We start from the raw sequence: 18,207 nt of genomic DNA, 5'->3' as shown, positions 1-18,207 counted from the left end.
GCTCACATCTTCGATGGCCGACTGGCGTAGACAATTGAAGGGGGCGTTTGCCTTTGACAGCGCCCCTTTCGCCGTACACCCAAACGACGAACGCCGAGCACTTACTGCCATTTCAAACGCGATCCGTTCAGGCGCGTCGAAAATAGAAATAGAACGCGAGATCGAAAAGTATTTTCAAGATAGAACAACTGGCCAAGAGTTTATCTTGTGTCAAATTTACCTGTTTCGTTCCTACTTTAATCGCCAATACTCAATAATAAAAAATTGCTGGATCCTATCTAAGACCTCCACAAATGGAGTCGAATTCATAACGATCTTCTCAGGACGCACCTCGATTGACACCATTCTTTACCACTGTATGCATATCTATGCATCGCGCGAGTACAATCAGGCCACCCAGCTAATGCGCGCGAAGAAGAAAAGTTGGCCGGTATTTCGCATCCAATTCCATCAGTTCGAGAGCGGCTCTCTTTGGGAAGGCAGGGCGTCTATCGGCGAGTCACCAGACTACCTTCTAGAACGAGCAGATGCGACGCTTTCAAAGGGGCTAGATCCGACTTCCTCGATAACGTGGCGCCCGAAGCTGATCCCGAAGGACCCCGGCGAAACCTGGCATGGGATGCGCTACCCGAGCTAACGACGCCAAGATAGCCGCCCAATTGCTTCTGCCAGCAATTGCCGTCTATCGCGTCAATGCCGCCAGCCCCTTCGTCGCCGTGGCCGGCAGTCCGCCTAAAGGAGCGATGACATGCGTTACGCGGTGGTGATTGAAAAAGCCGGAAACAATTTTTCCGCTTATGTGCCGGATCTGCCCGGCTGCATCGCCACCGCTGCGACGGTGCCTGAGGTTGAGGTCGAAATTCGCGACGCAATACGCTTTCATATCGAAGGCTTGCGCGCCGATGGGCTGGATGTGCCCAAGGCTGTTAGTCTGGCGGAATATGTAGAGGCATAGAGCCGGGCAAAATGTGGTGCTGCAGGGTTGCGGCGTCCCGCTTCGAGTGTCAGAGTCCCGCGATGGTGCGGAATGATTGATCACATAACGGTTGCAGTGAGCGATCTGCAGAAGAGCAAACTCTTCTACGAAAGAGCTTTTGGACCTTTGGGATATCGCCTTTCCTTTGGTAAGCAGGGGGTGTTTTGGGCTTTTGATGTCGGCAGCGGCAGCTTGTTCGAGATTCAACATTCGGACAGCAAACCACCGCTGACCCGTGTGCACGTCGCTTTCCGGGTAAATGGCAGGGCAGCGGTTGACGCGTTCTATCGAGCTGCCCTCGACGCAGGTGGCGCAGACAATGGTGTACCCGGCCCGCGTCCGGAATATGCAGAGAATTACTATGCCTGTTTTGTACTTGATCCCGATGGCTACAACATTGAAGCCATGCTCAATGAGCCAGTGACGGAATGACGAGGGGCAATCCTCTCGTCGTCATCCTAGGGCGGAGCAGGAGCGAAGTGACGTCGCGGAGACCCTAGGATCCATGCCGTGCCTTCCGAGCAGCGCGGCAGTGCAGAAGGTGCGAAACGCCGGCGGGACAGCGCCCTGCCGGGCATTTCCCCCAGAGAGACCGGCTTCGCCAATCTTCGACGTCGTGAAAGGGCGCTGCCAATCTCGTGGATGGGAGCGAGGAGCGGAAGCCATTGCTTGGCTTTCCGAGCGACGAATGTCCGGCAGAGCAGAGGAGGCACCGGCACTCGTTCTGCATCGCTGCATTCTTAGGCGACCATCACGGCATGGATCCTAGGGTCTCCGCGACGTCGCTTCGCTCCTGCTCCGCCCTAGGATGACGACCGCGGAGAGGCTTCGGCTAAATCACCAAAGCTGGAATAGGCGCGACCGCCCTCATTCCGCCTCGGCCACCATCTGCCGTCCGCCAGTCCAGTCGCGCCAGGCGCGCTCATCGCCACGGAACACGTTGAGGTCGATGCGGCCCCTCACCCCGTGCGACAGGCCGGAGCCGGAATATTGCCAGAACAGCCATTTGCGCCCGGGATAGACCTTTGACGGGTGGGCGGCCACGGCGCGCAGCCAGAACGGGTAATCCAAAAATGCGCCGCGCAGGTTGTCACGGTAAAAGTCAGGCGCGGTGTAGATGATCGGGCGCTGGCCGTAGTAGCGCTCGAGCTTGTCCATGAACACCTGCATCTTCTCCAGCACCTTTTGCCGCGATGGGCGGCGCTTGCAGCTGGAGTCGCCGTTCCACTCGACGTCGATCACCGGCGGCAGCGCACCCTCGACCCTCGGCACGTTGCGGATGAACCAGTCGGCCTGCTCGCCGGCGGTCCGGCACCAGTAGAAGAAATGATAGGCGCCGCGTTTCAGGCCGGCGGCATCGGCACTGCGCCAGTTCCTGGTAAACATCGGGTCGAGATGATCGCCCCCGTCAGTCGCCTTGATGTAGGCGAAATTGGCGCCCTGGGCACGCAGCTTTCCCCAGTTCACATTGCCCTGCCAGCGCGAGACGTCGACGCCGTGGACGGCGAGACGCCTCGGCGAGGATGCCTTGCCGAAATTGATCGGCTTGGCATCGCGAAAACCATAGCGCGTGACCGGCTCGGCAAGCATTGCTGGCGCTGCGCGTGTCAGCCGCCTCGGCGGCGATACCAGCGCGATCACCTCGGCCGGCGGCTCGACGCTTTGGTCGGGCTCCGCCATGGCGACCGGCTGTTCGTCCTGCTCCTGTTCCGCGAAGGCGGGCGCAGCATCAGTTTTCGCAGCAGATGCCACCGGCGCGGGCGGCCGCACAACCGAGCTGGTCGTCTCGCTGGACGGCACTTGCAGCGCATCGACGCCGGATGTCGATGTGCAGCCGGCAAGGCACAGCGCTGCGATCGAAAAGATGACGACGCCTGATAACCGCATCTGGACCTGTACGCAAAACACAACAGACCGAAGGCAGGACAACGCCGCCGGACAAACCAAGCTGGATTCCTAACAAGAAACTACCAACAAAGTTTGAATCGAATTGTTAGGGCTTTGCAGCGAGACGTTGGCCGGGCGGAGGTGTGCTATCCCTCCAATGTTCGCCCACGTCGCTGCCTCGGCTTGACAACGCACGGCATGAGATTAGTCTCCACTAATCTTACAGTGTAAGTTCATACTTGGGAGGAAGTCATGCAGCCCGCCGCCCTGTCGGAATTGCAGCCCGCAATCCCGCCGGAGCCACGCTCGCCCGCCATCGGCGTCGACGAGATACCTCGCAACCTCAGTCGCGCCATCGAACGCGCCGAGGTCAATGCGTGGCTCGACCTCTATCGCGCCGCGCCGTCAGACTTTGCCGCAAGGCAAGGCCTTGCCATCGCCGAAGATGGCGATCTCGTCTGGACCACCTGCACGACGATCCCGTTCATCCATTTCAACTGTGTCAAAAATTTCGGCGTCGAGAGCGCGGCCACCGAGAGCCGGCTCGACGCGCTTCTGGCGCATTATCGCGACGCCGGCATTCTGCGGCCCTGGTTCTACACCAACCCACACACCGAGCCCGCGACGCTCAGCTGCTGGCTCGAGGCGCGCGGCCTGCAACGTCAGGGCGGCTGGGAACGCATCTTTCGCGACGCCACGCCATTGCCCGCTGAGCCGCTTTTCCCGACGGAGGATGTCTCGGTCGAGCGGGTGACGCCGGCAACGGCAAGGGAATGGGCTGGGTTCATCGACAGCCAATATCGGTTGCCGACCTCACCGTGGTTGCTGGCGCTGGCCGGCCGACGCGGCTGGCATCATTACATGCTGCGGCGGGAAGACGCGGTGGTGGCGGTGCGCTCGATGTTCATCGGCGCCGACGGCATGGCCTGGAGCGGCATCGACGCGCCGGTGCCCGGCATCATGGCGCCGAGCTTCGACCTCGATGCAATGCTCGGCGAAGCGATGGTGCGCGACGGACTTGCGGCCGGTGCAAAACTGTTCGTGGCCGATATCGAGGCGCCGCGAGCCGAACGTGACGGGCCAGCCTACCGCAACTATGCACGCCTCGGCTTCAAGCTTGCCTATTTCCGCAGCCATTACAGCTATTTGCCGGCAAATTCCGGCTGACCGCTTCAAGACCCTAGCTGCACAACCACAGCTTGTGACAGGTCGTGGCCATCAGGTGGGCCGGCGGTACAAAGCGATCGTTGACCGGCGCATCATCGTCTACCCGGCGGACCTTTTCTTCGAGCAACGTGCGAAGTTGTGCCGGTTGCACGCGGTCGCGCTCCATTACCAGCTTGATCATCGGATCGCTCAAGAGTTCATCCAGGGTGTTGATGCTGTCGTTCATCCGTCGCCTCCTCGACTGCCTGCCCGCACGCCGATAGATAGGCAGCAATGATGGCCCGCCAATGACGCTTTGCCGGCTATCTCGTGTCGCTTCGGATTAAATTTTGTCCAGATTCCACCTCAAGCCGGAGGTGGCGCGCCTTCAAACTGCGGCAGGCCGTCGTCGATCTGCACCCAGGGCTGCTTCGAGGCGGTCCAGATATGCATCTCAGGCCTGAACAACGAGGGATCATCGAGCGAGCCGGTGGTGATGCCGATAATGCCGGCGGAATCGCGCCGGGAAAACATCGTCGTGCCGCAGCGCGGGCAAAAGCCGCGCTTGAGATCGGGCGAGGAATTCACCGCCGCCAGCGGTCCGTCGACCGTCACATCATCGATGCGGAACAGCACGCGCGCGTTGAAGGCGGCACCCAACGCCTTCTGGCACAACCGGCAATGGCAGACGCGCTCATTGATCGGTGCCGCCTCGGCGCGGTAGCGCACCGCGCCGCACAAACACCCGCCCTGATATCTTGCCATCACCCGCGTCCCTGCCCTGTGAGGATAGGCGGCATACCTATCGATAGGCGTGGCAGCGTCAATTGAAAAGCTTTGATGGCGCCATCTATAGCTGTGATGCGGCCAATACACGATTGGCCGATGCGCCGGGCCAAGGCCCCATGGGCGAAATGCCGGCCATCTCGCGGAAGACGGCCGGCAGACAATTGACTGGGCGTCAGTTCGTTTCGTTGACGACCTCGTCCCAGGTCTTGACCTTGGTCTGGCCATTGAGGAACGGCAGCGCGGCAGCTGTCAGTTCCGGCGCGAAGAACACATCGTAGTGGGTGCGGTTCGGCACGATCGCCAGGCGGTTCTGCGACAGGTTCTCGCGCATCCAGCCGGCGTCCTTCAATCCGCCGCCGAGCATCTGGAAGAATTTGATCTCGTGCTCGGGCCGGTACATATCGCTGTCGCCGAACACCAGCATCACCGGCATTTTCAGCTTCGGCACGTCGGCGGAATAATCGTAGTCCTTGCGCATATAGGCGCCAAGTTGATCGAGCAGTTTCGGAAAATCCTCCGGATGCGGCGCAACCGCGACGTAGGATTTGTACATCGGCGTGTCCTTCATCATGTCGGCCATCGCCGCGCCGACCTGTGCCTGCTGGCCACGCATCTCGGCATAGAAGCCGTCCGCGGCATAGCCGGTCGAGACCAGCACCAGGCGGCGCACCGCTTCAGGCTGCTGGACGGCCATGCGGAAGGCGACGCCGCCACCCAGCGAATAACCCATGACGTCGACCTTGTCGTAGCCGAGTGCCTTGACGATCGCCGCCATGTCGTCGCCCATCGCCTCCAGGCTGAGCGGCCGGTCGCCGAGTGCGGTGCGGCCATGGCCCTGCAGGTCAACGCCGATGACGGTGCGGTCTTCGGCAAGTTTTGGCAGGATCGGCGCGAACATGTCGGTCGTGCCGAGGCCGCCATGCAGCAGAAGCAGCGGCTCGCCCTTGCCGTAGACGGCGTAATAATAGTTCAGGCCGTTGATCGGCAGCAGGCCGGATTTTTCCGGCGTCGGCAGTGTTGCGGTTGCGGTCGTCATGGCGGGCTTGGCCTCCTCTGCGTTGATGGTGCCCGGCGCGGCAAACAGCGCGGCGGCCGAGGCGAAAATGGCGAAAAATACCGATCTGGACACGTCAGTCTCCCTCTCCCGTTTGCATCAAAGTCGCTGTGCGACCTCCTCGAGCTGTTCGGCGCACTGGCCCCAGCCGTCGTGAAAACCCATTTTCTCGTGCTGTTCGCGGTCGGCGACCGACCAATGCGCGACGCGGGCAATGTAACGGGTCTTGCCCTCGCCCTCGTCCTCGAAGGTCAGCATGACCGTCATGAACGGCTTTTCGGACGGCTCCCACGCCTTCGTATAGGCATCGGTGAAGACGAGCTTTTTGCCCGGTACGACTTCGAGGAAGATGCCTGGATTCGGGAACTCCTTGCCGTCGGGATCGGCCATGACGACAAGGGTGGAGCCACCGGTCCGCACATCCATTTCGGCGTGCGGCGTCGTCCACGGCTTCGGCGAGAACCATTGCGTCAACAGCTTTGGCTCGGTCCAGCAGCGATAGACGTTCTCGTGCGGCGCATCGATGATGCGGGCGAGAACCAGCTCGCGGTCGGAGTTGGGGGCGACGTCGAGCTTGGTGGTCATGATGTTTCCTCACATGTCGGTTTTGGCTTCCGTGTCTAGGACGAACCGACAAGACGCAAGCCGACACGGTCCGCGAAAAAATCCGCGGGACAGGAGATTCGAACGACGGAAATAAGTGGCTTCAGTGGCGCTTGGCTTGCACCAGATAGGCGTCGATCTCGGTCTCGCCGAGCCACTTGGCGGCTTCCAGCCGATGCAACCCTTCGACCAGGATATGGCGCTTGCCGTCATGGCGCACCTGGATCGGCATCTTCATGCCGTTTTCCAGAATGTCCTCGGCCAGATTGCGGACAGTCTCGGGATGCAGCGTCTTCTTGCGCGCCGTCGGCACGTAGATATCGTTGACCCTGACCTTTTGCACTCTCAGCATATCGGCTCCCGTGGCGGACAAGGCCGCCCTTTGTGAGATAGTCTGTTTGGCCGGCAAGGCCAAGGGAGCAGCCCGGCAATGGCTGGCCCGATCGTTTCCAATTGACGCTTGGCCGGCGGATGGCCGAAATGGCGGCCTTCGACCTTAGCGGTGTTCATGAACCATTTGCCGACCGAGTTTCCCGATTTCGGACTGACGCCGGAGCAGCGACGCCAGGCGGTGCGCAGCCATTACTGGGAATGGCCCGGTATGGATGGCAGGCGCGGCGAAATCTGGTGCTACAGCGACCGTTTTTCCTACCGTCCTGGCGACATGGTGGCACTGCATGTCAGTTCGACGGCCGCCAGTTTCGGCATCGCGATCATCCGCGACGGCGGCGCGGAAACGACAATGTTCGAAGGGACCGGAATCGCGGCGCGCTGGCAAGATACGCCGGACCAATGTTCGGTCGAAGGCTGCGGCTGGCAAGCGTCGTTCGAGTTTCGCATCGGCGACGACTGGCCGTCCGGCGCCTATCGCGTGACGCTGACGGCAGATGGCCGGGACGGCAAGCCGATCCGCTGCCACCATCTTTTTATCGTCGCGCCGCAGCCCGGCAAGAAGCCTGGCCGTGTGCTGCAGGTGGCGGCCACCGGCACCTGGCTCGCCTACAATACATGGGGCGGTTCCAACCATTACGAAGGCATCACCGGGCCAGGCCGGGACCAATATGCACGAATGGTGTCGACGCAGCGGCCTTGGTGCCGCGGCTTCGTCGTGCTGCCCAAGGATGCGCCGCGCGTGCCGCTCGAAGTCGCGGTGCCGCCGAAAACCGTGCCGCGCTATCCGCACATGGAATGGGCCTTTGCCACCGGCCATTCGAAGAAATACGCCTCAGCCGGCTGGGCAAGCTACGACAGCCATTTCTTCCGCTTCGCCGAGCGTGCCGGCTACGCCGTCGATCTCGCCAGCCAGCACGATCTGCATTTTTCGCCCGACATTCTCGACGGCTATGACTGCGTCGTCTTCGTCGGCCACGACGAATATTGGACCTGGGAAATGCGCGATGCGGTCGACACCTATGTCGAGCGCGGCGGTCATGCGGCGCGCTTTGCCGGCAATTTCATGTGGCAGACCAGGCTGGAGGACGAAGGCCGCCGGCAGGTCTGCTACAAATACCGCGCTCGCGCCGACGACCCGGCCTATCGCGGCGGCGATATGAGGCGCGCCACCAATTCCTGGGAAGCGCCGGAAATCGGCCGGCCGGGTGCGGCGACCTTCGGCCTCAACGCGACAAGAGGCGTCTATGCCGGCTGGGGCGGCTGCGCGCCGCGCGGCGTGCGCGGCTTTCCGGTCTACCGGCCGGAGCATTGGGCGTTTGCCGGCACCGGCATCTACTATGGCGATCTGCTCGGCGCCGACAGCCATGTCTATGGTTACGAGGTCGACGGGCTCGATTTCGAGATCCGCGGCGGCCTGCCCTACCCCAAGCCCGACAGCGGTGCACCGGACGGGCTGCAAGTGCTGGCCGTCGGCATGGCGAGCCAGGTCGAGGAAAGCGCCGACATTGCGTTCGAGGACCAGTTTCTCGGCGACGAGGACGGACGCTTCACCGCCGAGACGCTGTTCGGCGAGGCAAGCGATGCCAACCTCGACAAGGTCAAACGCGGCAACGGCATGATCGTCAATTTCCCGCGCGGCAAAGGCGAGGTGTTTCACGCCGGAAGCTGCGAATGGATTGCCGGCCTGCTAAGGCAGGATGCGATGGTCGAGCGCGTCACCAGAAATGTCCTCGACCGCTATCTTGGAAAGCCATGACATGTTGAAGTCTCCTGCCCCGGAAACTCGCGAAGCCTCGCATCTGTTTTATCTATCCAGCGTGCGCCGGCCGCTGATCGACCGCGCCGAAGGCATCTACATGTGGACGCAGGATGGCCGCCGCTTCATCGACGGATCGAGCGGCCCGATGGTCGCCAATATCGGCCACTCCAATCGCAACGTGCTCGACGCGATGAAACGGCAGATGGACCGCGCCACCTTCGCCTACCGCCTGCATTTCGAGAACGAACCGGCAGAGGAGCTCGCGCGGCAGCTGGCGGCCAAACTCCCCGAAGGCCTGGACCGCATCTTTTTCGTCTCCGGCGGCTCGGAAGCAACGGAATCCTGCGTCAAGCTGGCGCGGCAGTGGGCGGTCGCCACCGGTCAGCCCAGCCGCTGGAAGGTGATCACGCGCTTTCCGTCCTATCATGGCGGCACGCTCGGCGCGCTCGCCGTCACCGGCGACGATGCGCTGTCCGAAACATTTGTGCCGATGATGCAGATGATGCCGACCGTGCCGGCGCCCATCGCCTGGCGCGACCGCGACAATCTTTCGATGGAACAGCGCGGCATCCGCTACGCCGACATGCTGGAGGAAAAGATCCTCGCCGAGGGACCGCAGAGCGTGCTCGCCTTCATCATGGAGCCAGTCGGCGGCGCTGCCACGGCAGCACTGGTGGCGCCGGACAGCTACTATCCGCGCATCCGCGAGATCTGCGATCGCTACGGCATCCTGCTCATCCATGACGAAGTGATGAGCGGTGCCGGCCGCACCGGAAAATTCCTCGGCGGCGACCACTGGAACTGCAAGCCCGACATCGTCGCGCTGTCGAAGGGGCTGGGCTCTGGCTACGCGCCGCTCGGCGCGCTGGCGGCACCGATGCGGCTGGTGCAGCCATTGCTCGCGTCGGGCGGCTTCCAGCACGGCCATACCTATGCCGGCAATCCGCTCGCCTGCGCCGCCGGGCTCGCCGTGCTCGGCGAGATGGACCGTCTCGGCCTGATCGCCAACGCGGCTGTCATGGGCGAGCTTTTGATGGACGAGCTGAAGGGATTGGCGAAGCGGTTTCCGTTCATCGCCGACATCCGCGGCAAGGGCCTGCTGACCGGTGCCGAAATGGTCGCCGACCCAGAAACGCTGAGGCCGATCGAGCCGGCAAAGAAGGCCACCCAGCGGCTGCTCGACCTCGCCTACGAGCGCGGCCTGATCATCTACGGACGCAAGGTCAAGGGCGGTGTCGACGGCGACAATTTCATGGTCGCCCCGCCGATGATCGTCACCGCCGCGCAGATCGGCGAGATCGTATCCATCATCGGCGACTCGCTCGAGGTGCTGGCCAGCGAGCTCGACCTGCCGGTCGAAGGTTGAGGCGACCATGGCACCGCGCAAAGTCATTATCACCTGTGCCGTCACCGGGTCGGTGCACACGCCATCGATGTCGCCACATCTGCCAGTGACGCCGGACCAGATCGCCGCAGACGCGATCGCCGCCGCCGAAGCCGGCGCCGCGATCCTGCATCTTCACGCCCGCGACCCCAGCGACGGGCGGCCGACCGCCGACCCCGAGGTGTTCATGCAGTTCCTGCCGCGCATCAAGCAGGCGACCGATGCGGTGATCAACATCACCACCGGCGGATCGTCGCTGATGACGCTCGACCAGCGGCTGGCCGCGCCGCTCAGGGCCGAGCCGGAAATGTGTTCGCTCAATATGGGTTCGATGAATTTTGCGCTGTTCCCGATGCTCGAGCGGCCGCGAGAATGGCAGCACGAATGGGAGCCGAAGCTGCTCGAGGCTACCCGTGACACGATCTTCAAGAACACCTTTGCCGATATGGAGACGGTGCTGGAAAAGCTCGGGCGCGGCTGTGGCACGCGTTTCGAATTCGAGTGCTACGATGTCGGCCATCTCTATTCGCTTGCGCATTTCCGCGACCGCGGGCTGGTGTCGGGACCATTGTTCATCCAATTCGTGTTCGGCATATTGGGTGGTATCGGCGCCGATCCAGAAAACCTGGTCCACATGAAGCGCATCGCCGACAAACTGTTCGGCGAGAGCTACCGGTTTTCGGTGCTGGCCGCCGGACGCCACCAGATGCCGATGATCTCGATTGCGGCGGCAATGGGCGGCAACGTCCGCGTCGGGCTGGAGGACAGCCTCTACGACGGGCGCCAGCTCGCCAAGTCCAATGCCGACCACGTCCGCCGTATCCGCAGCGTGCTGGAAGGGCTGTCGCTGGACGTCGCAACGCCGGCCGAGGCACGGCAGATGCTGGCGCTCAAGGGCGGCGACCGCGTGGCGTTCTGAGGGGAAGGCAATCTGAAATGTTTGGCTCCCGGCCCACCCCCCTCTGTCCTGCCCTCTTTACCACTACTTGGCATCTCCCCCTCAAGGGGGGAGATTGGCAGCTTCGCCGTCCTGCCCCTTTTTCAGCGTTGGAGATTGGCGAACGCGGAGGTGATCCGATCTCCCCCCTTGAGGGGGAGATGGCCGGCAGGCCAGAGGGGGGTGCCTTGGCATCGTACCTCCAGTGACTGTCGCTTTGCCCGAGATCAACATCCGGCCCGGGACCGTCGAGGACGTCGAAACCATCCACGCCGCACTCCTACGGCTCGGCGCGCATGTCGGCGCACATCAGGAGATCACCTCGACAGCTCAGGATCTCCGCACCTATGGCTTTGGCGAAAAGCCTGCCTTCTCGACCTTGATCGCCGAAGTCGGTGGCGAATTTGCCGGGCTTTGCCTGTATTTTCCGATCTTCTCGACATGGATGGGACGGCCCGGCGTCTATGTGCAGGACCTCTATGTCGAGGACCGTTTTCGTGGCCGCAGGATCGGCGAGCGCCTGCTGCGCCGGGTGGCGGCGCAGTGCCGGAAGGCAGGCGGCGTCTATCTCAGGCTGTCCGTCAACACCGACAACAAGACCGCCAAGGCTTTTTACGAACGGTTAGGCATTGGCTGGTCGAGCTACGAGCAGGTGCAGAAGATCGTCGGCGACGCCTTTTTCGCCTTTGCCGATGCACCGGAGGAGCCAACATGAAAGCCTTCTATGCCGAAGAACAGAAGCGCCACGACCCGAAGGCGTTCCTCTCAAGCGGCGCGCCGCAGCCCAATCCGGAAAAGCCGGAACGGGTCGAGCGATTGTTAGCCGGCACCAAGGCTGCCGGCTGCACGATCGAACGGCCGCGGGATCACGGGCTCGGCCCGATTGCGGCGGTGCATACGCCGGAATATCTCGATTTTCTCCAGCATATCTTCGCGCGCTGGCAGCGCATCGAGGGCGCCTCGGCCGAGGTCATCCCCAATATCCATCCGATCGCGCGGAACGGCTCCTATCCGGCCTCGGCGGTCGGCCAGGCCGGCTACCACATGGCCGACACCGCCTGCCCGATCTCCAGCGAGACGTGGCAGAGCGCGCTTTGGAGCGCCTGGAGCGCGGTTGAAACCGCCGAGGCGGTGATGTCGGGAGCGCCGGCCGCCTATGCGCTGTGCCGGCCGCCCGGCCATCACGCCTTTGCCGATGTCGCCGGCGGCTTCTGCTTCATCAACAATTCGGCGGTCGCTGCACAGGTTCTGCGCAAGCAGGCGGCGCGGGTGGCGATCCTCGATGTCGACCTGCACCACGGCAACGGCACGCAAGGCATCTTCTATGCCCGGCCGGACGTGCTCACCGTGTCGCTGCATGCCGACCCGGTGCGCTTCTACCCGTTTTTCTGGGGCTATGGCGACGAGCGCGGCGAAGGCGCCGGCCTCGGCTACAATCTCAACCTGCCGCTGCCGCGCAAATCCGGCGATGCAGCGTTCCTCGAAGCGCTGGAGGCATCGTTCCAGCGCATCAACGCCTTCTCGCCCGATGCGCTTGTGGTGGCGCTGGGGCTAGATGCCTTCGAAGGCGATCCGTTCGGCGGGCTGTCGGTGAGCACGCCTGGTTTTTCGCGCATTGGCGAGGTGATCGCCGGGCTCGGCCTGCCAACGGTCATCGTCCAGGAAGGCGGCTATCTCTGCGACGAGCTCGGCGACAATCTCACCGCCTTCCTCACCGGTTTTGGCGGCGCCCACAAGCGATGATCCGCCCGCGAGGGCCGCTCAGGATCGTTCCTGCCTCAGCATGGCGACAACGCGGTGCACGCTCTCCAGCGTCTCGTCGATTTCGGCTGAAGTGTTGTAATGAGCGATTCCGATGCGCACCACCCCCTGCTCGGCCGGAATGCCGAGCTGGTGGACGATCTCCCAGGCGTAGTTGTGGCCGGACCACAGGAAGATGTTTTCGGCATTCATCTGCCGCACGATCGTCTCCGGCACGATGCCTTCGACAGTGAACGACACCGTCGGCACACGCTCATTGATCCGCTTCGGATCGGTGATGCCGTGGATGGTCAGGCCGGCAATATCCGACAGACCGTCGATCAGCTGTTGCGCCAGCGGGTTCTCGTAAGCGATTGAAACTTCGAAGGCCTTGGCGATTTTCAGCCGACGCGATCCTTGCGCGCCGGCTGCCGCGCCCAACTCGGCAAAATAATCGACAGCCGCCGACAGGCCGGCCATCAATTCAATTTGCGGCGTGCCGAGCTCGAAGCGCTCCGGCAAGGCATTGGACGAGCAACGGCATTTATACGGCTTAAGCGCATCGATAACGTCCAGCCTGCCCCACAAAATTCCCATATGAGGGCCGAAGAACTTGTAAGCCGAGCAGATCAGGAAATCGCAGCCGAGGTTTTGGACGTCGATCAGGCCATGCGGCGCGAACTGGACGGCATCGACGTAGACCAACGCACCAGCCCGCCTGGCGATGCCGGTCAACGCCTTCACCCGGTTGATCGACCCGGTGAGATTGCTGGCGTAGTTGAGCGCGACGAGCCGCGTCCTCTCGGAAAGCAGCGCGGCGAGCGCCGCCTCCTCGATCTGCCAGCTCTGCTGGTCGAAAGGCAGCCAGCGCACCACAAGGCCAAGGTCTTCGGCCAGTTGCAGCCAGGGTGAGACGTTGCCCTCATGGTCCATGCGGGTGAGGATGATCTCGTCCCCGGGCTTCACCGTGCGGCCGAGCGTTCGCGACATGTGGTAGGTCAATGTCGTCATGTTGGCACCGATGATAATTTCCTGCGGGCTCGCAGCGCCGAGAAAATCCGCCATCGCCAGATGGGCCTCGTCCCCGATGTCTTGTGCTGCAACGGTGGTCTCGAAGAAGCCGCCGAGGTTGGTATTCGTGGTCAGCAAGCAACGCGATACTGCGTCCCCCACCGACTGCGGCACCTGCGTGCCGGCAGGATTGTCGAGATAGATGCGCCGGCGGCCCTTGTCGGTCAGCGACAAGGCCGGAAATTTCGCGCGCACCGCGTCGATCCGGAAGTCCATGGCTGTTCCCCTCTCCTTATGACGATCGGACAACCGCGTCCCGACGCATCAAGGGCACGGATTGCCGACGCGCTGGTGGATCGCATCAACGGCTTTCTGCATGTCCTCGGTCCAGACCACGTCGGCGGAAGAGAGCGCCATTTCGAGTTGCGAAATGGTGGTGGCGCCGATGATGTTCGAGGTGACCAAGGGCCGGTTCGAGACATAGGCATTGGCAAACAGCGCCGGCTCCATGCCGAAGGTGCGCGCCAACCGGTTGTATTCGAGCTGCACCTCGGCAGCATTCGGCGTCTCGTAGCGCTGGCCGCGGTTGAACAACTGCGAGCGCGAGCCCTGCGGCCGCGCGCCATGATCGTATTTGCCGGTCAAATAGCCTTGCGCCAGCGGCGAATAGGCAAGCAGCGACACCTGCTCGCGCTCGCAGACTTCGGCAAGGTTCACCTCGAAGGTGCGATTGACGAAATTATAGGCGTTCTGCAGCGAGGCGACGCGCGGGCCGAGGCCCTTGTCGGCTTCGGCGATGAAACGCATGACGCCCCAGGAATTCTCGTTCGACAGGCCGAAATGGCGGATCTTGCCGGCCTTCACCAGTTCATCAAATACGGCAAGCGTCTCGGCGATCGGCGTCTCGCCTTCCGGCACGCCGGCGGCATCGGAGCGTCGCGGTACGGCGCCGATGCGGTTCGGATTGGCGCCCCACGGCACGTCGCGTTCCGGCCAATGGATCTGATAGAGGTCGATGTAATCGGTGTTGAGCCTGGCAAGTGACTTATCGATAGCGTCGAAGATATCGGCGCGCACCAGCTTAGACGGGCGGTCGCCGCGAAACCAACTGTTGGCGGTGCGACCAACTACCTTCGAGGCGATGATCACCTGGTCGCGATTGCGCTTCTCCTTCATCCAATTGCCGATGAATGTCTCGGTACGGCCTTGTGTCTCCGCCTTGGGCGGGATCGGATAGAGTTCGGCGGTGTCGATGAAATTGACACCGCGAGCAAACGCCAGATCCATCTGGGCGTGACCGTCCGCCTCGGTGTTCTGCTGGCCCCAGGTCATCGATCCGAGGCAGATTTGCGACACGAAAAGATCGGTCTGGCCGAGACGGCGTTTGTGCATGGAGTTTCTCCGGCGGGAATTTTGCGCGGCTGCGCGAGGAGGAAGCAATAGCATACAGGAAAGCGCCGCCCGCTTCCAAGCCCACCGACGGCAGGCCAGGCGACTTTCCCAGGATGCCGGCAAACGGACTTTTTTTCGTGCGGCTAACAAAAAAGCCGGACTGCATGTGAATGCAGTCCGGAAGTTCGCCAGGAATGGCGAGGAAAACCGGCCAAGTGCCGGCACTGAGGCCTACGGTCGAAGCATCGCAGAAGTTTCGCCGGAACAGCCGAATTATGTCAAAAAAGATCAGGGCAGCATGGCTGCCATGCGAATGCTGCACTGCACAATTGTCATGATCTGCCTATATTGACGGCCGTGGAGGTTCAATAAGGGGCTTGAATCATGGGATTCTTCACTGAAATGTTCGCCCGTCCGCGTCCGCGGGAACAGCTGCGCTATCGAGCGGCGCTGGCGCTGCTCCATTCGATGAGCAATGCCGATCGCGCCGATATCGGCGTCAAGCCGGCCGATTTCCCGCGCATCGCCCGGGAAATGTCCCTACGCTAAACAGCGCGCAGCGAGATATCCCGGCGCGGCCGGGATATCTCCCGAGCGAATCTCAACGCAATCCGAGGAAAATCGACTTGCCCAATGGCACGCCGTTGTGACGCAGGATGTCATAGGCGGTGGTCAGGTGGAAATAGAAATTGGGCATGGCGGCATGCAGCAGATACTGCATTCCCGGCATCGAAACCTCGCGTCCCGCAAGCCGCAGTTCGATCATCCTGTCATCTGAACCATCGAATTCGGCCGCCGAAAATGTCGCGAGATGAGCCAATGTCTTGGCAAGGCGGGCCTGCAGATCAGCGAAGCTCGCCTCATTGTCCTCATATTTTGGCACCTCGCGCCCGGCAAGCCGCGACGGCGCGCCTTTGGCGTGATCGGTGGCAATCTGTACCTGCCTGGTCAGCGCAAACATGTCCGGCGCCAGCCTCGCCGTCAGATACACCTGCGGATCGATCTTGCGATCAGCCGCATTTTGCTCGGCAATGTTCAGCACATTGGCTAGTGCCTTCAGCCTCGCCGAAAATACCGGCACGGATGCTTCATACATTGATATGGTCACAAGAAATCTCCACGCGGCCCGACTGCCCACGGCGAGAGGTAGCGCTTTCGCAGGCGATTGTTCAAGCGTCACCACGCCGCCGCAATCGATATGATAGGATTTTTCATCGAGTGGAGGTTCCCGATGAGACGCGCCTTGTTCGCAGCGACCGCTTTTTTCTCCCTTGCCGCTACCAGCCAACCGGTGCTCGCCGCCGACGCGCCTTACATAGACGACAGGTCGAATGCCGAAGCGGTCATCCGGTCGCTTTATAGTGCCATCAGCCGGCACGAATTCGCGCGCGCCTGGGACTATTTCGGCGACACCAAGCCGGCCAAGGATTTCAATTCCTTCGTCAAAGGCTATGACGGCACGGACACGGTCGAAGTCAAAACCGGTGGCGTATCCGAAGACGGGGCTGCCGGCAGCATCTACTACAGCGTTCCGGTCGCCATCCGGGCGACGGCCAAGGACGGCAGCGAGAATGTCTTTGCCGGCTGCTATACGCTGCGCCAGATCAACGCCTCGATCCAGGAACCGCCATTTCGCGCAATCTTCATCGACAAGGGTGCGCTGAAACCCTCAAAGGCCGATTTCGAAGATGCCGTGCCGGCAAGCTGCGGCGAAGGACCGCCGCCGCCGAAGAAGGACGCAGCGCTTGAGCAGGCCAACAAGGCGTTTGCCGCGACTTATGGCGACCAGTGCGACAAGGACATGCCCGGCGGCGATCCGCGAGGAGAGCCGGACGCCTACTCGCTCCGCTACAAGGATGCGGGGGCGGCCGAAAACGAGCCCGAACGCGAGACACGGCTGTTTCGCTTTTTCTGCTCGATGGCCGCCTACAATGAGAGCGCAGTCTATTACATCTACGACGACGTATCGGGCGTCCGGCAATTACAATTCGCGTCACCGGAACTCGATATTCGCTATGAGAACAACAATAGCGAAGGCAAGGTCGAGGGCATCAACATCATCGGCTTCCAGACTGACGACCAGTTGGTCAACTCCGAATATGACGAGGCCACCAAAACGATTTCATCCTTGAACAAGTGGCGCGGCGTCGGCGACGCCTCGTCGGCCGGCACCTACCTGTTTCGCCACGGCAATTTCTCGCTGGTGCAGTATGAGGTCGATGCCTCTTATGACGGCGAGATCAACCCGCAGACCGTGCTCGACTACAACACCGCGCCCTAAGGGACCTTCGATAACATCCAGTTGAGTGTGCCCCGCCAGTCGGTCATGCGGATCGGCGTGCCATGTGTGCCGGTCTCGAAGCGGACAAAGCGGGTCGGGTAGGCTTTCGATTTGCCCAGAATCGATCGGAAGAAGGCTTCCTGTTTCTCGATTGGAAACACCGGGTCCTTGCTGCCCTGGCCGAAGAAGACCGGCACACGGCGCTTGAATGCGGAGCTTGAGAAGAAACTCTCGTCCCACAGCGAGCCGAGCAGCAGCAGCCCGTCGATGCGCCCGCCGGAGTCCTTGCGGCCTGCCAGCTTCCAGCACAACGCGCCGCCCATAGAGCCGCAGGCGACGAAGATTTTTGCGCGCGGCGACTGTTCGGCATAGTGGCCGATCAATGCGGCGATCTGGGCGGCACCGGTGTCGCCGAAATCGGAAAAATCCGGCGACAGATAGAGGCCGCCATTACCGGCCATCAGGTTCTTGATACGGTTGAAATTGCCGCCGAAAGTGAAATCGTCAGCACCCTGCTTACGGCTGCCGCCCTGCCCGTGCAGATAAAGCACGATGATGCTGGCGCCCCCGGTCTTGCCGACGGCAATGTGGCGGACATCGCCTGCATCGGTCGGCAGCAATAGATCCTGCTGCACCTTACGCACGCCGGTGTCGGTGTATTGCGCGTGCACACGACGCTCAGGCACTTCGTCACGAGCGTTGATGTCGCGCAGCTCACGATAATCGACGACCGTATAGGCGCCGTTGCTCTCGGACGAGAGTGTGACCGGATAGGCGAACAGATCGTCCTTGAAGGGTTTGAGTTCGAGAGCGTTGGCGTAGGCGACACAAAAGAGCTGCAAAAGAATCGCCATG

General features: G+C 62.0%; 22 protein-coding genes. 12 read left to right on the top strand and 10 right to left on the bottom strand.

All coding sequences use genetic code 11. From position 1 onward, the window contains the following. Window positions 1–13: 13 nt before the first annotated feature. The 3 genes from NKI29_RS20460 to NKI29_RS20450 all read left to right on the top strand — a co-directional run bounded on the left by NKI29_RS20460 (window position 14) and on the right by NKI29_RS20450 (window position 1,408). Window positions 14–637, top strand: a complete 624-nt coding sequence (locus tag NKI29_RS20460) for a hypothetical protein (RefSeq protein ID WP_352797091.1) — start codon at window positions 14–16, stop codon at window positions 635–637. 111 nt (window positions 638–748) lie between these two features. Beyond that, on the top strand, window positions 749–955 hold the full coding sequence (locus tag NKI29_RS20455) for a type II toxin-antitoxin system HicB family antitoxin (RefSeq protein ID WP_352623613.1): 207 nt from the start codon (window positions 749–751) through the stop codon (window positions 953–955). A gap of 72 nt (window positions 956–1,027) precedes the next feature. Beyond that, window positions 1,028–1,408: a VOC family protein gene (locus NKI29_RS20450; protein ID WP_352623614.1), complete on the top strand. Its 381-nt coding sequence runs from the start codon at window positions 1,028–1,030 to the stop codon at window positions 1,406–1,408. A gap of 435 nt (window positions 1,409–1,843) precedes the next feature. Here NKI29_RS20450 and NKI29_RS20445 read toward each other — a convergent pair whose 3' ends face one another. Then, entirely contained in the window at window positions 1,844–2,863 is a 1,020-nt protein-coding gene (locus NKI29_RS20445; RefSeq protein ID WP_352623616.1) for a GH25 family lysozyme, read from the bottom strand. Between the two features lie 252 nt (window positions 2,864–3,115). Between NKI29_RS20445 and NKI29_RS20440 the strand changes: the two genes are divergently transcribed. Next, on the top strand, window positions 3,116–4,030 hold the full coding sequence (locus NKI29_RS20440; protein ID WP_352467290.1) for a hypothetical protein: 915 nt from the start codon (window positions 3,116–3,118) through the stop codon (window positions 4,028–4,030). A gap of 13 nt (window positions 4,031–4,043) precedes the next feature. Here the strand turns inward: NKI29_RS20440 and NKI29_RS20435 are convergent, their stop codons facing one another. The 5 genes from NKI29_RS20435 to NKI29_RS20415 all read right to left on the bottom strand — a co-directional run bounded on the left by NKI29_RS20435 (window position 4,044) and on the right by NKI29_RS20415 (window position 6,807). Then, a complete protein-coding gene (locus NKI29_RS20435) occupies window positions 4,044–4,256 on the bottom strand; it encodes a hypothetical protein (RefSeq protein WP_023674755.1) in 213 nt (70 codons plus the stop codon). 119 nt (window positions 4,257–4,375) lie between these two features. Next, complete coding sequence (locus NKI29_RS20430; RefSeq protein ID WP_352797089.1) at window positions 4,376–4,774, bottom strand: GFA family protein; 399 nt, start codon at window positions 4,772–4,774, stop codon at window positions 4,376–4,378. Window positions 4,775–4,970: 196 nt separating this feature from the next. Next, window positions 4,971–5,927, bottom strand: coding sequence for an alpha/beta fold hydrolase (locus NKI29_RS20425; protein WP_352467289.1), 957 nt, complete (start codon window positions 5,925–5,927; stop codon window positions 4,971–4,973). Between the two features lie 24 nt (window positions 5,928–5,951). Then, complete coding sequence (locus NKI29_RS20420; protein ID WP_352797087.1) at window positions 5,952–6,437, bottom strand: SRPBCC family protein; 486 nt, start codon at window positions 6,435–6,437, stop codon at window positions 5,952–5,954. A gap of 121 nt (window positions 6,438–6,558) precedes the next feature. Beyond that, window positions 6,559–6,807: a ParB N-terminal domain-containing protein gene (locus NKI29_RS20415; protein ID WP_352570865.1), complete on the bottom strand. Its 249-nt coding sequence runs from the start codon at window positions 6,805–6,807 to the stop codon at window positions 6,559–6,561. A gap of 156 nt (window positions 6,808–6,963) precedes the next feature. Between NKI29_RS20415 and NKI29_RS20410 the strand changes: the two genes are divergently transcribed. The 5 genes from NKI29_RS20410 (at window position 6,964) to NKI29_RS20390 (ending at window position 12,671) form a co-directional block, all read left to right on the top strand. Continuing rightward, window positions 6,964–8,604 (top strand): N,N-dimethylformamidase beta subunit family domain-containing protein, encoded by a 1,641-nt coding sequence (locus tag NKI29_RS20410; RefSeq protein ID WP_352570864.1) that lies wholly within the window; start codon window positions 6,964–6,966, stop codon window positions 8,602–8,604. A gap of 1 nt (window position 8,605) precedes the next feature. Further along, complete coding sequence (locus tag NKI29_RS20405) at window positions 8,606–9,973, top strand: aminotransferase family protein (RefSeq protein ID WP_352570863.1); 1,368 nt, start codon at window positions 8,606–8,608, stop codon at window positions 9,971–9,973. A gap of 7 nt (window positions 9,974–9,980) precedes the next feature. After that, window positions 9,981–10,910, top strand: a complete 930-nt coding sequence (kce, locus tag NKI29_RS20400; RefSeq protein WP_352755254.1) for a 3,5-dioxohexanoate:acetyl-CoA acetone transferase — start codon at window positions 9,981–9,983, stop codon at window positions 10,908–10,910. Window positions 10,911–11,133: 223 nt separating this feature from the next. Further along, window positions 11,134–11,643 carry a GNAT family N-acetyltransferase gene (locus tag NKI29_RS20395; RefSeq protein WP_352797084.1) on the top strand — a complete coding sequence of 170 codons (510 nt, stop codon included), beginning with the start codon at window positions 11,134–11,136 and terminating at the stop codon, window positions 11,641–11,643. After that, window positions 11,640–12,671 carry a histone deacetylase family protein gene (locus tag NKI29_RS20390; protein WP_352646807.1) on the top strand — a complete coding sequence of 344 codons (1,032 nt, stop codon included), beginning with the start codon at window positions 11,640–11,642 and terminating at the stop codon, window positions 12,669–12,671. Before NKI29_RS20395 ends, NKI29_RS20390 begins: the two co-directional genes overlap by 4 nt. Window positions 12,672–12,689: 18 nt before the next feature. Here NKI29_RS20390 and NKI29_RS20385 read toward each other — a convergent pair whose 3' ends face one another. Beyond that, window positions 12,690–13,955: a cysteine desulfurase-like protein gene (locus tag NKI29_RS20385; protein WP_352797082.1), complete on the bottom strand. Its 1,266-nt coding sequence runs from the start codon at window positions 13,953–13,955 to the stop codon at window positions 12,690–12,692. A gap of 48 nt (window positions 13,956–14,003) precedes the next feature. Then, complete coding sequence (locus NKI29_RS20380) at window positions 14,004–15,071, bottom strand: aldo/keto reductase (protein ID WP_352570861.1); 1,068 nt, start codon at window positions 15,069–15,071, stop codon at window positions 14,004–14,006. On the opposite strand from NKI29_RS20380, the gene NKI29_RS20375 reads away from it, so the two are divergent. Together NKI29_RS20375 and NKI29_RS20370 are read left to right on the top strand one after the other, a co-directional pair. Further along, on the top strand, window positions 15,070–15,423 hold the full coding sequence (locus tag NKI29_RS20375) for a hypothetical protein (RefSeq protein WP_352570860.1): 354 nt from the start codon (window positions 15,070–15,072) through the stop codon (window positions 15,421–15,423). The genes NKI29_RS20380 and NKI29_RS20375 overlap by 2 nt on opposite strands. 32 nt (window positions 15,424–15,455) lie before the next feature. After that, complete coding sequence (locus NKI29_RS20370; protein ID WP_023674744.1) at window positions 15,456–15,620, top strand: hypothetical protein; 165 nt, start codon at window positions 15,456–15,458, stop codon at window positions 15,618–15,620. Between the two features lie 52 nt (window positions 15,621–15,672). Here NKI29_RS20370 and NKI29_RS20365 read toward each other — a convergent pair whose 3' ends face one another. After that, a complete protein-coding gene (locus NKI29_RS20365; RefSeq protein ID WP_023674743.1) occupies window positions 15,673–16,179 on the bottom strand; it encodes a DUF1993 domain-containing protein in 507 nt (168 codons plus the stop codon). A gap of 123 nt (window positions 16,180–16,302) precedes the next feature. On the opposite strand from NKI29_RS20365, the gene NKI29_RS20360 reads away from it, so the two are divergent. Then, the gene (locus tag NKI29_RS20360) at window positions 16,303–17,352 is read left to right on the top strand and encodes a DUF1176 domain-containing protein (RefSeq protein ID WP_352570859.1); all 1,050 of its coding nucleotides are present in this window, start codon (window positions 16,303–16,305) and stop codon (window positions 17,350–17,352) included. Here the strand turns inward: NKI29_RS20360 and NKI29_RS20355 are convergent. After that, window positions 17,349–18,206, bottom strand: coding sequence for an alpha/beta hydrolase (locus NKI29_RS20355; protein WP_023674741.1), 858 nt, complete (start codon window positions 18,204–18,206; stop codon window positions 17,349–17,351). The genes NKI29_RS20360 and NKI29_RS20355 overlap by 4 nt on opposite strands. Window position 18,207: the final 1 nt, after the last annotated feature.

This window comes from Mesorhizobium sp. M0678, from assembly GCF_040320505.1.
In the GTDB taxonomy this organism is placed as follows: domain Bacteria; phylum Pseudomonadota; class Alphaproteobacteria; order Rhizobiales; family Rhizobiaceae; genus Mesorhizobium.
The sequence above is the reverse complement of the archived record's forward strand: the minus strand, read 5'-3'. Positions and strand labels throughout refer to the sequence as shown.

Coding starts and splice junctions, on each gene's coding strand:
- NKI29_RS20460 (WP_352797091.1), top strand. CDS start 14: ATGGCCGACTGGCGTAGACAATTGAAGGGGGCGTTTGCCTTTGACAGC.
- NKI29_RS20455 (WP_352623613.1), top strand. CDS start 749: ATGCGTTACGCGGTGGTGATTGAAAAAGCCGGAAACAATTTTTCCGCT.
- NKI29_RS20450 (WP_352623614.1), top strand. CDS start 1,028: ATGATTGATCACATAACGGTTGCAGTGAGCGATCTGCAGAAGAGCAAA.
- NKI29_RS20445 (WP_352623616.1), bottom strand. CDS start 2,863: ATGCGGTTATCAGGCGTCGTCATCTTTTCGATCGCAGCGCTGTGCCTT.
- NKI29_RS20440 (WP_352467290.1), top strand. CDS start 3,116: ATGCAGCCCGCCGCCCTGTCGGAATTGCAGCCCGCAATCCCGCCGGAG.
- NKI29_RS20435 (WP_023674755.1), bottom strand. CDS start 4,256: ATGAACGACAGCATCAACACCCTGGATGAACTCTTGAGCGATCCGATG.
- NKI29_RS20430 (WP_352797089.1), bottom strand. CDS start 4,774: ATGGCAAGATATCAGGGCGGGTGTTTGTGCGGCGCGGTGCGCTACCGC.
- NKI29_RS20420 (WP_352797087.1), bottom strand. CDS start 6,437: ATGACCACCAAGCTCGACGTCGCCCCCAACTCCGACCGCGAGCTGGTT.
- NKI29_RS20415 (WP_352570865.1), bottom strand. CDS start 6,807: ATGCTGAGAGTGCAAAAGGTCAGGGTCAACGATATCTACGTGCCGACG.
- NKI29_RS20410 (WP_352570864.1), top strand. CDS start 6,964: ATGAACCATTTGCCGACCGAGTTTCCCGATTTCGGACTGACGCCGGAG.
- NKI29_RS20405 (WP_352570863.1), top strand. CDS start 8,606: ATGTTGAAGTCTCCTGCCCCGGAAACTCGCGAAGCCTCGCATCTGTTT.
- kce (WP_352755254.1), top strand. CDS start 9,981: ATGGCACCGCGCAAAGTCATTATCACCTGTGCCGTCACCGGGTCGGTG.
- NKI29_RS20390 (WP_352646807.1), top strand. CDS start 11,640: ATGAAAGCCTTCTATGCCGAAGAACAGAAGCGCCACGACCCGAAGGCG.
- NKI29_RS20385 (WP_352797082.1), bottom strand. CDS start 13,955: ATGGACTTCCGGATCGACGCGGTGCGCGCGAAATTTCCGGCCTTGTCG.
- NKI29_RS20375 (WP_352570860.1), top strand. CDS start 15,070: ATGGAGTTTCTCCGGCGGGAATTTTGCGCGGCTGCGCGAGGAGGAAGC.
- NKI29_RS20380 (WP_352570861.1), bottom strand. CDS start 15,071: ATGCACAAACGCCGTCTCGGCCAGACCGATCTTTTCGTGTCGCAAATC.
- NKI29_RS20370 (WP_023674744.1), top strand. CDS start 15,456: ATGGGATTCTTCACTGAAATGTTCGCCCGTCCGCGTCCGCGGGAACAG.
- NKI29_RS20360 (WP_352570859.1), top strand. CDS start 16,303: ATGAGACGCGCCTTGTTCGCAGCGACCGCTTTTTTCTCCCTTGCCGCT.
- NKI29_RS20355 (WP_023674741.1), bottom strand. CDS start 18,206: ATGGCGATTCTTTTGCAGCTCTTTTGTGTCGCCTACGCCAACGCTCTC.